13 protein-coding genes are annotated in these 16237 nt (G+C 49.0%); 6 read left to right on the forward strand and 7 right to left on the reverse strand.

Annotated elements, in window-relative coordinates; all coding sequences use genetic code 11:
* Positions 1–9: 9 nt before the first annotated feature.
* On the reverse strand, positions 10–900 hold the full coding sequence (locus tag Pan161_RS13740; RefSeq protein WP_145227870.1) for a phosphoribosylaminoimidazolesuccinocarboxamide synthase: 891 nt from the start codon (positions 898–900) through the stop codon (positions 10–12).
* Between the two features lie 370 nt (positions 901–1270).
* Between Pan161_RS13740 and Pan161_RS13745 the strand changes: the two genes are divergently transcribed.
* Complete coding sequence (locus Pan161_RS13745; protein WP_145227872.1) at positions 1271–2776, forward strand: endo-1,4-beta-xylanase; 1506 nt, start codon at positions 1271–1273, stop codon at positions 2774–2776.
* A 198-nt stretch (positions 2777–2974) separates the two neighbouring features.
* Entirely contained in the window at positions 2975–3460 is a 486-nt protein-coding gene (bcp, locus tag Pan161_RS13750) for a thioredoxin-dependent thiol peroxidase (protein ID WP_145227874.1), read from the forward strand.
* 48 nt (positions 3461–3508) lie between these two features.
* On the opposite strand, the gene Pan161_RS13755 is transcribed toward bcp, so the two are convergent.
* The 4 genes from Pan161_RS13755 to Pan161_RS13770 all read right to left on the reverse strand — a co-directional run bounded on the left by Pan161_RS13755 (position 3509) and on the right by Pan161_RS13770 (position 7180).
* Positions 3509–4585, reverse strand: a complete 1077-nt coding sequence (locus Pan161_RS13755; RefSeq protein WP_145227876.1) for a Gfo/Idh/MocA family protein — start codon at positions 4583–4585, stop codon at positions 3509–3511.
* A complete protein-coding gene (gene lpxA, locus Pan161_RS13760) occupies positions 4582–5448 on the reverse strand; it encodes an acyl-ACP--UDP-N-acetylglucosamine O-acyltransferase (protein WP_232103732.1) in 867 nt (288 codons plus the stop codon). The genes Pan161_RS13755 and lpxA overlap by 4 nt, the downstream gene beginning before the upstream one ends.
* A gap of 86 nt (positions 5449–5534) precedes the next feature.
* Positions 5535–6416 carry a UDP-3-O-acyl-N-acetylglucosamine deacetylase gene (gene lpxC / locus Pan161_RS13765; protein ID WP_145227880.1) on the reverse strand — a complete coding sequence of 294 codons (882 nt, stop codon included), beginning with the start codon at positions 6414–6416 and terminating at the stop codon, positions 5535–5537.
* 116 nt (positions 6417–6532) lie between these two features.
* A complete protein-coding gene (locus tag Pan161_RS13770) occupies positions 6533–7180 on the reverse strand; it encodes an OmpH family outer membrane protein (protein WP_145227882.1) in 648 nt (215 codons plus the stop codon).
* Between the two features lie 547 nt (positions 7181–7727).
* Between Pan161_RS13770 and Pan161_RS13775 the strand changes: the two genes are divergently transcribed.
* Positions 7728–9152, forward strand: coding sequence for a hypothetical protein (locus tag Pan161_RS13775; protein WP_145227884.1), 1425 nt, complete (start codon positions 7728–7730; stop codon positions 9150–9152).
* Positions 9153–9242: 90 nt separating this feature from the next.
* Here the strand turns inward: Pan161_RS13775 and Pan161_RS13780 are convergent, their stop codons facing one another.
* Positions 9243–10541, reverse strand: a complete 1299-nt coding sequence (locus tag Pan161_RS13780; RefSeq protein WP_145227886.1) for a nucleoside permease — start codon at positions 10539–10541, stop codon at positions 9243–9245.
* Between the two features lie 507 nt (positions 10542–11048).
* Here Pan161_RS13780 and Pan161_RS13785 point away from each other — a divergent pair.
* Complete coding sequence (locus Pan161_RS13785) at positions 11049–11462, forward strand: hypothetical protein (protein WP_145227888.1); 414 nt, start codon at positions 11049–11051, stop codon at positions 11460–11462.
* Between the two features lie 174 nt (positions 11463–11636).
* On the opposite strand, the gene Pan161_RS13790 is transcribed toward Pan161_RS13785, so the two are convergent.
* On the reverse strand, positions 11637–12509 hold the full coding sequence (locus tag Pan161_RS13790) for a hypothetical protein (RefSeq protein ID WP_145227890.1): 873 nt from the start codon (positions 12507–12509) through the stop codon (positions 11637–11639).
* A 709-nt stretch (positions 12510–13218) separates the two neighbouring features.
* On the opposite strand from Pan161_RS13790, the gene Pan161_RS13795 reads away from it, so the two are divergent.
* Together Pan161_RS13795 and Pan161_RS13800 are read left to right on the forward strand one after the other, a co-directional pair.
* Complete coding sequence (locus tag Pan161_RS13795) at positions 13219–14040, forward strand: DUF1571 domain-containing protein (RefSeq protein ID WP_145227892.1); 822 nt, start codon at positions 13219–13221, stop codon at positions 14038–14040.
* A gap of 289 nt (positions 14041–14329) precedes the next feature.
* Positions 14330–15706, forward strand: a complete 1377-nt coding sequence (locus Pan161_RS13800) for a Gfo/Idh/MocA family protein (protein ID WP_145227894.1) — start codon at positions 14330–14332, stop codon at positions 15704–15706.
* Positions 15707–16237 lie beyond the last annotated feature (531 nt).

Here is a 16237-nt window from a genome sequence, read left to right on the forward strand (position 1 = left end):
AGGGCTGACCTACCAACTGCATGCCTCGCCGGTCAGCATTTGAAATGCTTCAAAGTACTTCTCGCGGGTTTTCATCACGATCTCATCGGGCAGTACAGGCGGCGTGCTGTTTTTATCCCAGGTGGTGGTTTCCAGCCAGTCACGTACAAACTGTTTGTCCAGCGAAGGCTGAGCGACTCCCGGTTGATACAGGTCTGCAGGCCAGAAGCGGGAACTATCGGGAGTCAGGACTTCATCGATCAGAATCGGTTCCCCGTCCAGCAGTCCGAATTCGAACTTGGTATCTGCCAGAATAATCCCCTGCTGGCGCGCGTATTCTGAACCCTGCTGATAAATCTGAATGCTCAGTGCACGCAAGCGGTCAGCCAGTTCATCGCCGATCGCATCACGCATGGTCTCGAATGATACATTCTCATCATGTCCGGTCTCTGCTTTAGTAGCAGGTGTGAAGAGCGGCTCGGGCAACTGGTCACTCTGCTGCATCCCTGCAGGCAGTTCGATGCCACAGACGGCACCATTCGCCAGATAATCTTTCCAGCCAGATCCGGAAAGGTAACCGCGGACGACACATTCAAACGGGACAACTTCCGTTTTTCTAACTACCATACAGCGTCCGCGCAAAGCTTCCAGATCGGCATCAGCGGGGAGTGGCAAATCAGAAGGATTCATACTCAGCAGATGATTGGAGATACCGGTAAAACGTTCGAACCAGAAACGGCTGATCTGCGTCAGGACCCGGCCTTTATCAGGAATTCCGGGAGCGAGAATCCAGTCAAAAGCACTGATGCGGTCCGTCGCCACGAAAAGCAGCCGATCCCCAAAATCATATACATCACGAACTTTTCCCCGTTTCACGGGAATACCGGTAAGCGTGCTTTCAATAAAAGCTGCTGAAGCCATATGCAGTGACCACCCTGATTAAAATCTAATGAATTTGAACTTCCGAAGTGTAGCGGGATCAAAGCTGCTAAACAATTCAAGGCAGATTATAACCCGTAAATCCCTTACAAAATGGGGGATCGTCAGGTTCACGCCAGATCCAGCATCTCTCCCCATCATGTACATCCATACGACTCTACACTTGCCTCCCGTCCCTCAAACGCAATAATGGAGATTAAGGCCCGTTCTCTTGCGCGTCCGTCCTTAAAACCCATAACATCATTCATCCTGTGCGGATCAATCCCAAAATCGTTCAGGAGTAGCTACAATAAACCCGATTACATTCTTAACTCTTTCTTTCTAAATTCAGATAACGATTGCGACCCGTTACATGGGCAACCTGCGTTTTTTAATTGCACCCTCTCAAGTTCCTGAAGACTGGTCTGATCTTCACCGTGCCTATCTGAATGCTGTCGATGGTCGTGTGTTTCCTACCCGGGTTGAAGTAGACGGTAATGTCCTCACCTTCCGGAGGCAGACTTCTCAAAGCTGTAAACTTAACATTGTCTGGAATATTACTGACTTTGGTCGCCCCGTTGTCAGAACCGCTTCGCTTCCCGAACGGGAAGAACCTTATGTCCTGATGCTCGAACTGGCGCGGGGAAAAATTTCGACCCTCAAAGACCAGCTCAGTGTCTGGCAGATTGCAGGTCTGAATATACCGGCAGAGTTAATCAAGTTACACGATGAAGCCTTTACTGCCTTTGCGCAGGCAGCTGTGATTCAGGACAAAGTTGAGGAATGCTCTGAACTGGCAGGAGTCGCATTGCAGAAAGCACACGCTGCGGCTGAAATGCTGGTTCAGATTTATGCACGTCAGCGACTGACCATTCTACACCAGCGTTCACAGGCCATGAAACTTCCGGTCTCGCTGGGCTGTAATCTAGGTGAGTTCATCCCCAATGACAGTGAAGGCAAACAGATCTGCCAGGCCTTCGACGCCGCGAATATTGATCTGGTCAACTGGAAACTGATCGAAAAACATGAGGGAGATCAAGACTGGGAACTCTGCGATCAGCAGGTAGAATGGTGCGAAAAAAAACATCTGCTGATCCGGGGGGGCTGCCTGCTGGATTTTGCACCGCATGGTCTGCCTGACTGGCTGGAATCCTGGAAGCTCGACATGGTCAACTTCCAGAGCATTATCTCGCATTTTATTGAAACTGCCATTACTCGTTACACCGGCAGCATTCGTACCTGGACGCTGGTTTCCGCGATGAATACGGGAGGGGTATTTGGCCTGAATGAAGAGACACGCCTGACACTGACTGCCCGTGCTATCGAGATCGCCAAGCAGACCGATGACTCCATTCAATGCTACATTCGTGTCGAGCAACCCTGGGGAGATTATCTTACAAAGGGTCAGCATCAGTTATCGCCTATGCAGTTCGTAGACGCGATTGACCGCCTGGGTGTCGGACTTTCCGGTATCGATCTGGAACTGCGGATCGGCTACTATCCTAACGGTTCCCATCATCATGATCTGCTGGATATCTCCAAATTGATCGATAAGTGGAGCGTGTTGAACCTGCCTTTGCACATCACGCTCGCATTCCCCAGTGATGACGCTGTAGTGGACGAGAAAAACCCATCCATGTCCAAGGTCCAGGCCAATCAGTGGAAGACCGACTGGAGTGAAGCTGCCCAGGCCGAATGGGTCGATCTGTATCTGCCACTGCTGCTGGCCAAACCCTCCGTCACGGGTGTGTTCTGGTCCCGTTTTCGAGATCAGGATGCGAGACGCTTTCCGCATTCCGGCCTGATTAATCCCGAGGGACAGGCCAAACCCGCTTTGGATACGATCACGAAGTACCATAAGCAGTACTGGCGATCGTAACCAGAAACTCCTGTCTCAGTTTCATGAGGCACACTCAGTCGAAAAGCCGGTGTCAGACTGTTAGAATATTTGTATGTGAATCACTGACAGACCGATGCCTGTGATGTCAACAGGCTTGCAAAGTCACGCAGTATTCGACAGGCAACAGTGCCCATCTACTACCCTCAATCTCAAGGCCTCATTCTCAAGGAATTCCAAATGGCTACCGAAAGCAAAGTACCAGAAGCTGGTAAGCGTGCTCCTGCTTTTAATCTTCCCGCATACCCGGAAGGGAAAGTGCGTCTGAGTCAGTTCAAGGGAGAAAAAAATGTTCTCCTCTACTTTTACCCCAAAGATAACACACCTGGCTGCACTACGGAATCCTGTGATTTCCGGGATCGTGTTGCCAAATTCAAACGCAACGACACCGTCATCTTAGGCATCAGTCCTGACTCGGTCACTTCACATGAAAAGTTCGCAACCAAATTCGAACTCCCTTTTACCCTGCTCTCCGATGAAAACCATGAGATCGCGGAAAAGTACGGCGTCTGGGTGGAAAAAATGAATTATGGCAAAAAGTACATGGGCATTCAGCGATCCACCTTCCTGATCGACAAGGATGGCAAGATCGCAGCTGCCTGGCCTAAAGTGAAAGTCGACGGACACGCAGAAGAAGTCACCGCCGCACTCAAAGAACTGAAATAAAACAGATACTGAAATTTCAGCTGAGAAACGACACGCTGACTGGCTGTTTTAACCGGCCAGTCGGCGTTCTTCTGGAGGAAACTGAATGAAAGGTCCCACAGCTCCCTGCTGAGTTCCATCCCACTCGTGCTCATTCACTGCTGACAGCACCTGATCGGCAACCTGCATTGCCTGCAGCGCCTGTGTACCACCTACCAGCGGTGCCACTCCTGTCCGAATCGCATCTACGAAACTGGCCAGTTCTGCAGTTAAAGCATCCGCTGCAGAAACTTCCGGGGTCTCCACTTTCAGAAACGTCCCAAACACATCCTGCTTCAATGCTTCCAGATTGGCTCCTGCTTTCCGGGCACGCTCGAGTGGAGGTGTTCCATACAGAAGCGTTTCAGAAGGACGATAGGCGGTGACTTCGCGACTGGTAAAATCAACGCTGACACACCCGGAAGCGCCCCAGAGCTGCATGGCCCGTTTCGCTGAAGGTGAAATCCGGCTCGCGGTCAGATCAGCAATACAACCATTCTGAAATCGCAAACGTGCCTGCACGGCGTCTTCATGTTCGCCCATCACGGAAATCCCAAACGCTTCGACACTTTTGACAGTCGATTTCACAACTGAGAGTACCAGGTCGATATCATGAATCAGCAGATCGTGAATCACGCCAATATCTGTTGAGCGGAATGAATAGGGGCTGACCCGTTCGCTGCGAATGAATCGCGGATTCGGACAACGATCAAAGGCAGCCCGTGTCGCAGGATTAAAGCGTTCGACATGCCCTACCTGCAGCAAGGTACGATGGGCTTCGGAGATTCGCACCAGTTCTTCTGCTTCTACCAGATTGCAGGCGATCGGTTTTTCTACCAGAACCGGAATCTGCCGCGACAGGAATTCACTGGCAATCGCCAGATGCGCGTGTGTGGGTACTGCCAGCGAGACGGCATCCACTGTCTCAAACAGTTCCCGATAATCGGCAACCCAGCGACTGCCAAACTGCTCTGCAATGGCTTGCCCCTGAACGGGATTGGTATCAGCAACCGCACACAGATTGACGCCTTCCAGACCTGCCAGGATTCGAGCGTGATGGCGACCCAGTGCCCCGACTCCGACGACCGCTACATTCAATGAACTCATGCTGCTCTCCGTGTTGTTTCCTGATTGTTTTCTTCCGGGTTGAATTTTGCACTCCGAGCGGCTGCTTCACGCCCCCGTCCTGCTTTACTGCCCTGAATTCCCTGAAAGTGATCAAACAGGGTTTGTAAAGCCATGGGAATCACGCCTTCCAGTTCCTGACTGAAAATCTCGCGGACTTCTTCCAGTTTTTTATTCTTGCGGTAAAACAGTCGGTGTGCCCGACGAATGGCGTTAACAGAACTCTCTGAAATTCCTGCACGTTGCATACCAACCATATTCACAGTTCTCACGCGAAAATCATCGGATCCGGTGCAGATCATAAAAGGAGGTACATCAACGGTAGTACGGGCTGATCCACTGATAAAAGCCAGAGTCCCGATGGTACAGAACTGATGCACGACAGTATTACCGGAAACGATCGCCCGGTCATGGACATGAACATGGCCGCCCAGCAGAACACCGTTGACCAGAGTCACATCATCAAAAATCCGACAGTTATGTGCCACATGCGCGTTGCAGAGAAAGGTGTTCCGATTTCCAATGCGGGTACAGTAATCTTCTTTTTCGGCTCCCCGATGAATCGTGCAACCTTCACGAAACAGATTGTCATCGCCGATGAAAACTTTTGTGGGTGCCCCAGTGTAGCCACCATCCTGGGGTTCACTACCAATCACGGAAGTAGGAAAAAAACGATTCCGTTCTCCGATAGTAGTATGACCCGTTATGGAAACATGACTGTCCAGAACCGTTCCGTTTCCGATAGTGACATGAGGTCCGATATGACAGAAAGGCCCGATAGAAACATCTTCCCCGATTTCAGCCAGGGGATCGACATAGGATAGATTTGAAATTTTTGTCGGCATATTCGACATCCTAAAAAGTCTGCAGTCAACGACTTACCAGAACGTAATTTTGAAGCTGCTCGCAAGCAACCGATTATTGGGATTTTTCAGGCAACTTTCCAGGTACTGTCAGACTGAGCAGACATGTGGGTTGCTTTGATTTGTTTGATTAACTCACGGTTTAAAGCGTGTCCGGACTGATGAGCACAGAAATAACCCTGCAGATCACAACCAATCAAAGCAAAGTCACCCAGGCAGTCCAGAATTTTATGACGCACGCATTCGTCTAATGTTCGTAATTCATTGTCGATCGGACCTTGTGCTCCCAGCACCAGCAGATCTTGAGCAGACAGTTTCTGTCCGAATCCTAACGTCTGCATGGCTTCCACTTCCTGCTCCAGCACAAACGTTCGAGAAAAGGCCAGCTGCTTCATCCAGGTTTCTGGATTGATTTCGAGTGTCAGGCACTGCGGAGCCACGGGAGAATCGTCGCCGTAATTCAGATAATATCCAATAGCCATGACAGAACGGTTTAATGGTTTGGCCTGAATAAAGCTGCCCGCTTCATCTTCGACTGTCACCGACTGTTCAATCCGGATCTGTTTCCTTTGAAAAGGCTGTTCGACAATCCCGGCTTCCAGCAGCTCCTCTGAAAGCTCCTGTGCCGAACCATCAAAGCAGGGTGCTTCCGGGGCATTGATCTCGATGCGGCAGTTATCAATCTGCAACCCGGCCAATGCCGCCATCACGTGCTCAATCATTTCGACCGAGGCGCCCTTAAATTCGATGGCAGTTCGTCTCTGCTTAAAAACAGCATTTTCAATTACTGCAGGGATCGGCTTCGAACCAGCCAGATCGGTTCGTACAAACTGGATCCCATGATTCTCAGGTGCCGGACAAAAACGGATTTTTACATCGCTGTTGGTAAAAATCCCCACTCCGGAACACTGCAATGATCTGGCCAGCGTTCTCTGATTACGAGTTCGCATTGCCTACTCCTTCACTGACGGTCTACTGGCGGATGCTTTGAAAAATCGCAAAAAGGATGCAGGCAGGTATGAGAACCTGCACTACATCCAATGAGAGTGGTCACACAACTGTCAGCTTAGCGTGAAGTGCTTGCTTTAGGGCCAGTTGCGGTTCCTTTAGGCTTATAACTGCGATTCAGATAATCCAGAACAGACAGTGTGATGTCATCGTCGGCACGGTGAAATACGACCTGACGATTCATACCCTGGATCAGCTTCTTGGGATCATCCGTGTCCAGGCTTTCCCGGTTAAACCGCATGATCAGAGTGTAGTTGTAGATCTTGGCATACTTCTTGACGGTGTCTGTCACTTCCATATAGATGGTGTGATAGATCCGTGATTCTTTTCGCAGAAAGTCGCGCTGTGCCACTTTGCGAAATGCTTCGAAATCAGAAGCAGCCTGAGCCAACTGTTTTTCACGAGCCAGATATTCGGGGCTTCCCTGTTTGAAGTCCTGCATTTCTTTCTGAACAGCCTGAATCTGTTCCGCCATGGCTTTGGCTTTGCCATCGCTCTGCTGGATCTCTTCTTTTAACTCTTCACGCAGTGCTGTAAATTTTTCATAATTTTTGAACACATGGGCCATATCAATCAGGCCCACTTTGTGTACCACAGAGCTGGCACCTGCAGCAGGCGCGGTGCCTTGTGCAGACGCTGTCTCAGTGACACACGTAAAACAGCCTGCGATGGCAATAACTGTAGCTGAAGCAATAAATTTTTTCACGACCGAAGCACTCCTTTGCAGAATGGACCACTCTCCGTAGTGGCGATCAAACGAATTAGAATTTCTCTTGATTTGGAAAACGAAACTGTACCCAGCCTCTTAGATTGACAATTTCGCGATCGAAGTCTTTTTGGAAATGTGACTTTACTTTCATGATACAGCTGAAATCATGTCATATGAGACAGCGAACCATACTGAGAGAACGATAATTTTGCATAGATTGGATTTTACGTCAATACGAAAAAGTGAGCATTTGCATTCATTTTCAGATCGATGCCCATTCCCCGCTCATTCAATCTCCACTTTTTGCCATTAATCTTCTCAGTAAATTTCAGACGCCCTCGCTCTGCTTCGTTTTTGGCCTTGCCATATAATTTGTTTTTGATTATTAAACGCTCCTCTTTCAACTTCTCTACCGAGACCTTTCCCCTCTATTGAATCCACTTCGATTCGAATAATCTGAACATTTCTGTTGAATTAATCACATTCGACAACTCATAAATACTTTTCAAATGGGCTGTTTATAGTCAGCACGGAGGCTTATTCCATGTGTCCGTTAGACCGCTGGATTCTGACACCTTTATTAATCACAGGGCTCTTACTCAGTCTTGCTGACGATAGTATTGCGGCGAAACGTACTTTTCCCTACGACGCTGTCGTCAATGCGGAAGAAGCGCTGGTGCGCAGTGGGAATGGAACCCGCTATTATCCAACCATGAAACTCAAAAAGGGAAACCCCGTCACCGTGCATCGTCATGATCCGGGTGGCTGGTTCATGATTTCTCCTCCCCAGGGAAGTTTCAGCTGGATTCGCGCAGAACACGTGCAAAAAACAGGAAATCAAACAGGGCGAGTCATTGAAAATGGTGTGGTGGTTCGCGTAGGAAGCTCTTTTAGTGAATCACGGGATGTCGAGCAGATTCGACTTTCTAAAAATGATGAAGTGACGATTCTGGGCAGCAAAAATGTTCCTACCGAATTTGGGAATGTGCTGATGTACCAGATTAAACCACCTACGGGAGAATGGCGCTGGATTGAAGGGCATCTGATTATCCCGACTGACCAGTATCTACCTGGAAAAACGGTACCCGTTCCCGTCGATCAACCCATTGCAGTCAATCAAAATGACCCTTTCAGTCAGGGCAATTCACTCAACAAATCGCTTGCTCCCAAGCAGGAAATGATCAAAACCCCCACCGATGGCTCAGCCCGTCGCAGTGTTCCGGAAGAAGAGCAGATGGCTGCTGCTAAAGATGCGATCAAAACGATCGACACTCAGTTCCGTGCCATGATCGAAGCAGAACCAACTGCCTGGGACTTAAATGGGCTGGAACAGGATTACAAAACCCTGCAACAGGAAATCAAACATCCTGCGATTGCCAGCAAAATTGATCTGCGGATTGAAGCCGTGAATCGTTATCGAAAAGTTCAATCCGAGTACCAGGATTTTCTGAAGCTGGCTGAAGAAACCAGTAAACGCGATGCGGAACTGGTTTCAATGGCTCCGGAACAGAATAAAACAAGCCGGTATCCCACTCCCGATACAACCATTACACCTGGTTCAGAATCATTGCTGCCGCCGACTCCAGAACCAGCCTCAGAACCGACTGCACCCACTCAACCACTGACGCCACTGCCACAACCCAGTGCGCCTCAGCCTTCAATACCACAACCGGGGGCGATACAGCAGCCAGCTCCATCTGCCCAACCACAGTTCTCTGGTGCAGGAATCGTTCGCCGGTTAAGGAATGTTCGTCAGGGAATGCCCACGCATGCACTGACTGCCCCGAATGGACAGTTCCTGGCCTATCTGCAGCCGGTCTCACCACAAATCAACCTGGACGCTGCCATCGGACGCCCTGTCGGCGTTACCGGAAAACGCTGGTTCCGCAATGATTTACGCGGAGAATACATCCTGGTTGAATCCATGATGCCCGTCCGACTGCAGGCAGCTCCGGTTCCACGTCAATAATTGACCGCGTCCCAATTCACACGCTGAAAACAGAAACAGCCCTCTGCTCACCGGGAACAGAGGGCTGTTTTATTTTCATCAGGCGGAAACTTAAACCATTTCTTCTGTGCCTGCTGCCTTGGCAACGTCTTCTTCTGTGAGTTCCTTTTTAGGATCGTCTTTAAACAGGATCAGGAAGATCACCATAATCACGAATGCGGTTGCTGCAGGAATAATCCAGAATTCTTTCCAGTTGAGTAACCTTTCAGCCCCTTCACCCGTAACAATCTCGTTTTTCAGTAAGCCCATGACTTGCGCCCCGATCAGCATTCCAAACCCCTGTGTCGCCAGGACCAGGAAGCCCTGTGCCTGGGCACGAATAGAGGGACCTGCCTTTTGTTCCACATAGATCTGGCCTGTCACAAAGAAGAAGTCATAACAGATACCGTGCAACACAATTCCGGAAATAATCATCCAGTAAACGGCTTCCGAAGCTCCCGCTGCAAAGAATGCGTAACGCAGCACCCAGGCGAACATGCCAAACAACAGCATGCGTTTAACACCCAGGAATTTGAAGAAGAACGGCATCAATAACATAAACAGAATTTCTGACATCTGGCCGAATGTCATCTCAAATGCGGGATCCGCTATATTGGCATCTCCGACAAACATCGGTGCAAAATTATAATAGGAGGCCAATGGAATGCAGATTAATAGTGAGCTCGCCATGAATACGAGGAATGATCGGTCCTTGAGGAGCGCCAGAGAGTCCAGGCCCAGAATATCGCGGACAGAAATTGCCTTTCCTTTGGAAGGCGGCGGAGTATGTGGCAGCGTCAGGCTGTAAATCCCCAGCAGAACTGCCGCTCCTCCAGCGACATAAAACTGATTTGGAAGAGTATCGGCGTGCATGAACTTACTGACAATAATTCCAGCAATAATCCAGCCGATGGTCCCGAAAACCCGAATCAGTGGGAACCAGACCTGCTGATTCTTCAAATGTGAGAAGGCGATCGTATTCGTCAGACCCAAAGTAGGCATGTAACATAACATATGAACCAGCAAAAGCAGAATGAATGCAGTACTACCTTCTACGATTGGTTCGGCTGCGTTGGGATCATATACAATCACACTCGGAGCATAAGCCAATACCACCCCGCCAATCACTAACAATAATGCCAGAACGCGTTCTGAAGAAAAGAATCGATCCGCCACCATTCCTAACACAAAAGGAGAGATAATTGCAGCAATGGGGCCTACGGTATACGCCCAATGCGTTATACTTTCCATCCCATGCGCCTTCATGTAGTTGCCCACGGTCACATACCAGGCCCCCCACACGAAGAACTCGAGAAACATCATGATGGAAAGTCGAATACCTATAACGACTGGCGATTGCTGCGATGACATGTTGGGCTGGCCCTTCTTCTGATCTGTGGCGTATTACCGTGAGCTCTGAATCAATGATCGCTACGATCATGTCCCGAAAATACAAATCAGGCAAGTATAAAGGGATTCACTCCCGCGAATTTCTCCTGAAAGATCCCAGATCGTCACCTGGAATTGTCTCAGCCGCCTCATGTTACTCTCGCTGTACCTTTGCTTTTGCAACAGGCACTGGTTTCGCCTGATCGTCAACATCTCTCAACCAGCGTAGGGAGATGAAGTTGGCTTGATGAAATACAGCCAGGCTCTCAACTTTATATTATGCTGTATCTCATTTTTATATATAGACTTAAGGACCTATAGTTCAAACAATCCAGAATTTATCCATATTTTATATTCAACTCACATTAACATTCATGGAATAATCGCTACAATCCCATCTATCCGAATAATCGTTAGAATCGGCACAGGCGGAACTCACTCTCACCTCACTCTCAATTAAAATGTCACCACTTTCTTGAGAGGTCTGTTATGAATCTGTTGAAAAATTTCTGGTACGATGAAGCTGGTTTAGTAATGTCAGCTGAACTGGTCGTACTCGGTACTGTAGGAGTCCTGGGTGCTACCGTTGGGTTAAGTGCGGCTTCAACCGCGATTAATGATGAAATGGTTGAGTTCAGCGAGGCAATTCGCAGCCTCAATCAGAGCTACCACATCGAAGGGCACCAAAACTGCCGCGCCTGGTCGGCTGCTTCCTCTTATCGTCAGCAGGATGTTGCTGTTTCACTCGCGGACCTGTGTGGTCAGATCGAAGAAGCAGAAGGAACTGTCGATAAGCGTTCCCACCTGAAACGACAGGCACCCCCCAAATCCAAAGAGCTGCGCAAAAAAATGGAAGCAAAGAAGAAAAAAAATAAAGAGAAGAAAAAGAAGAACGAAGCCTGATCAGCTGGAACTACAGACAGCTTGAAACAAAAAAGCCCTCTTCGAGTCAACTCAGAGAGGGCTTTTTCAATTAGACTGTGTCCACAGTTTAACTGTAGCGTCTCCAGAGCCGTTTGAACCGAGTATAATAGATTGAGCGACACTTTAGTTAAATGTAATGCGCGCTAGCTGTTTTCAGTGACTCTGATTCCACTCGTCAACCTGCTGCAACACTTTAATCACCGCCTTCAACGGGTCAAGTGCTTCTGCCTCGAACCGGTAGGACACTCGCGGATTGTGCGGTGGCGAATAGGTACAGCTGAATAAAAATTCGTCAGGGCGGATACCAGGTTTGAGACTATAATCGCGAATTCCCAGCTCATTCAATTTTTGGACAGCGGCACTCCAGGTAGCTGAATCTCGTCGCAACATCGTTTCTGCACGCTGCCGAAATTGCTGATCGATGACTTTCCTCTGTGGGACTTCTGCCTGTGAAGGTGTCGGTGTATTCTGATCAAATGGATTCGTTACAGTGTTAAGCTGTTGAACCCCGCCTTGATTGAAGGGATTCTGTGAGCTTGTTGCATCGGGCTGGTTTTCAAATGATGCCTGTCGGATTGGATTGCCGCCCTGTGGCTGACGCTGTTCCAGATCAGGCGATGTGAGTCCCGTCATTTTTTGATCGGGCTCCCTCTGAGCAGGAGCCGAATCCAGTTGCCAGCCTTCCAAAGCTCCTGCGGGAGGCAACCATTCTTCACCCTGCTTATGCCCGTTCTGAGTGGAAGCAGCTTCACCAAACGGATTCCGCATACCAGAATCTGCCTTACCGGATCGGTCCGCTAAAGAGGATTCATGCCCTAAATCAATTTCATGCGATGAGGCATCGAACGAGATTTCTTCAAACGGGGACCGGGTAGAATCTTCGTTTTCGAAGAGCTCATTTTCATTGAGAGCCGACTTTTTAACGGGAGCGATTTCCGGAATACCGAAAATTGCCAGCATCGGTACTGCGACCAGAGGTATCAGTACGAGCAGCGTTGAAAAAAAGTCATTTGATTTGGAGCGCATTTGCGTTTCTCCTCCATGTTCGCAATCACGCTATCGGAAACTATCCGATTTGAACAATGGGAACAATCCTTGTTCTCAATGCTTGGTTACCAGAAACCATCTTGGCCAACCACATTTCCCAATCACTCAATGGCCTGTCCCAGGCTCGATTACAACCTGGGAATCTGTTGAGTGATTGATGTCTGAACCAAACGGACCGTTGAAAAAACAATACGAGCCGACTGGTTCAGGGGTGCGGATCATACAGAAAGACCGTAATTGGAACAATTGAACTTTAGCGAATTCTCTTCTTTTCAGGAAATCTACTCAAAAACTCCTGTTTCATACCCCCCCCCTCAACTGTTAAAATGGGTCAGCAGGTCACCTTGGAAAACATAAATGGTACGCATCGCAATAATGCGACAAGTCAATTTGAAGAATCTGTCTTGACAATTTATAAAAAAACAGAGAGAACACGCGATCTAATTGATTACGGTTTGTCTTGAGGTTCGATCTAATACTATAGCATCAAGTCAAAATACAGATTGGATCTGTGTTCGGCATTCATTCAAAAGACCTTATCATTTCACTGCAGAAAACCCCTCAGCGGTTTCGTAAATCTGTGTGGTCTATATTTCTTACTGGTTTTAGACAGTTTTTCCGCTAACAGTGCTCAGCCGGAAATCAGTCCAAAGCAAGTGGATTTCGACAAAGGGAGTCACGGAATTCAATGGTTAAACAGCACTCTTACTTACAAAATACAGTTCTGGTCCGCCAGACAAAGAAGTTCGTTGCCATCGCAGGAGTTCTGGCTCTGACAGCAACTGCCTGCCTGACACAGGCGAGCCCTCTACAGGCACAGTCAGATCATGCTCTTGATCCTGCAATTCGCCTGGCGATGAAGAGCTACGAATCAACGGCGGAAGTGAAAGACTTCCAGGGAACCTTTATTAAACGTGAAAAGGTAGGCCGCAAAATGCAGGCTACCCAGACGATGGCGATCAAGTTTCGCGAGAAACCACTGAGTGTCTATCTGGGTTTCCAGCAACCACACGCCGGCCGGGAAGTCATCTATTTCCATGGACGAAATGGAAATCAGATTCTCGCTCATGAAACAGGCATCAAAGGACTCGTCGGAACTGTCTCTCTGCAACCCAACAGTCCACAGGCAATGGATGAGAGCCGTTACCCGATCACAACGATCGGCATTCGTAAAATGCTGTATCAGATCTTGAAACAATGGAAAGAAGAGCGAGCCGTCGATGCAGGCGTTGCCGTTAAATATTTCCCGGACGCCAAGCTCGGTAACATGCAGTGCAAAGTTCTGCAGACCAGCTACCCGCAGCAGAAACAGGGTATCCGCTTCCAGATGACAAGACTCTATATCGACAAAGCAACAAATTTGCCCGTCCGTGTCGAACAATATGACTGGCCTACCAGAAAAAACAGCCAGCCGGAATTAGTCGAAGAATACACCTACACCAACATCCGCACTAACGTCGGATTAAGTGATGCTGACTTCGATCCTAAAAATCCTGGTTACAATTTCTAAGCTCAATATTAAACATCACTAATAAATCAAAAGCCGAAGACTTGGTTTCAGTCTTCGGCTTTTTTATTGTGATTGCATCGCATTTCCTTTCTGAGAATCATCAGAACAAGTTGCAAGTGCCTCTTTTGCATTGATATAATCAGATATTCTCATATGTTTTTATCTGATGTCCTTTTACTTCTGTCCTCACAGAATATTGATTGCCAACCAGCATTCCTCGTTCAATCGACGTATCAGATAAAATGCCACCAATTTGATCTTATTTCATCGAACTGCCAAGGAGCCCAGAATGAGTGAAGCGCCCCAGAATGTCTCATCCCGCCGCGATTTTTTAAAGAACTCCAGTAAACTCGCAGCCGGGGCTTCTGTCTTAGCCGGTACGTCGATCCCCCATGTCTATGCTGCTGATGACAGCACCATTAAAATTGCGCTGGTTGGATGCGGCGGTCGCGGAACAGGAGCTGCTGCCAATGCGCTCTCCACTACCAGCGGACCGATTAAACTGGTCGCGATGGCCGACGTCTTCGATCATCGACTCAATGTCAGTTACAAGAGTCTTAAAAAACAGTTTGATGATAAAGTTGATGTTCCTGATGATCAGAAATTTATTGGCTTCGATGGTTATGAAAAAGCCATTAGCTGCCTGGGACCGGGAGACGTCGTACTACTCGTGACTCCTCCTGCATTTCGCTGGGTGCAGTTCGGTTACGCCATCGAAAAAGGCATCAACGTCTTCATGGAAAAACCCATCACCGTAGATGGCCCCAGTACCCGCAAGATGCTTGAGCTTGCCAAAAAATCAGAAGAGAAAAACCTGAAGGTCGGCGTCGGCCTGATGTGCCGTCACTGCAAAGCGCGTCAGGAACTTCACGATCGAATCAAAGATGGTCAGATCGGCGACATACTGGAACTTCGAGCCTACCGCATGGCCGGCCCGACTGGTTCTGCAGCCACAGGACCCAAACCGGAAAACATGAGCAGCGAACTGCTGTATCAGATCTCCCGGTTCCACGGCTTCCTCTGGGCCAGTGGTGGCGGCTTCAGCGATTTCCTCATCCATAACATCGACGAAAGCTGCTGGATGAAAGATGCGTGGCCCGTTCAGGCCGATGGTTCCGGTGGACGTCACTATCGTGGCGACAATGTCGACCAGAACTTCGACAGCTACAGCGTGGAATACACATTCGCAGATGGCACCAAAATGTTCCTGCGGGGTCGAACCATTCCCGGCTGTCGCCAGAAATTTGCCAGCTTCGCACACGGTACTAAAGGGTTGGCCGTTATCTCAACCTCAGCCCACCACCCTGCGAAATCGCGGATTTACAAAGGCTATAACGAAACCGATGAAAACCTGGTCTGGGCTTACCCGCAGCCGGAACCCAACCCGTATCAGGTTGAATGGGAAGATTTGATCAACGCCATTCGTAACGATCAGCCTTACAACGAAGTGCGACGGGGAGCGGAAGCCAGTCTGGTGACTTCAATGGGCCGCATGGCGGCTCATACCGGTCAGATCGTGACCTACGACGAAATGCTGAACTGCAAACAGGAATTTGCTCCGGATGTCGATAAACTGACGATGGATTCACCAGCGCCCGTTATTGCCCGCGCTGATGGTTCTTACCCCGTACCTTTGCCCGGGATTCTCAAAAATCGTGAGTATTAGAGCGCATCACATTTAACCATAGCGTCTCTCAATCTAGTATACTCGGTCCAAATGGCCTTGGAGACGCTACAGTAAAACTGGACACAGTCTAAGATTCACCCGTCCTGTCTCTGAGACGGGTCGAGGAGATACTTCTCTTGCCCGGCGGACTCTGAAACACTTTCAGAGCCTCCGCCAGGCAGCTGAAGTTTTTATCTCATTTCACAGACTTCTACACCTCCCGATTCCGCAATATCCGCGAACTGCCCATCGCATGCTCACTGTCAGGTTTCCTGTTTTCATCTGTGTCATATATCCAGCTTGACACACTCACGCCTCTCGACAGACTACGTGGTATGCGTCGCGCGCGTAGCACTGTTTTTCACTCGCTGCGTGCATGAGCACTCGTGGTGACGGCCCCCCGTTTTTCCCGCATTATTCCGGTGATATTCAGCTGAGCGTCGGACACCAGTGGCTGATCATCACTCATTTCCTGGTCTGATCAAAGCGTCTTCGAACCATTTTCCGCCTCATTTCGCGCACTTCTCACAC

It is taken from the genome of Gimesia algae, from assembly GCF_007746795.1.
Classification (GTDB): Bacteria; Planctomycetota; Planctomycetia; order Planctomycetales; family Planctomycetaceae; genus Gimesia; species Gimesia algae.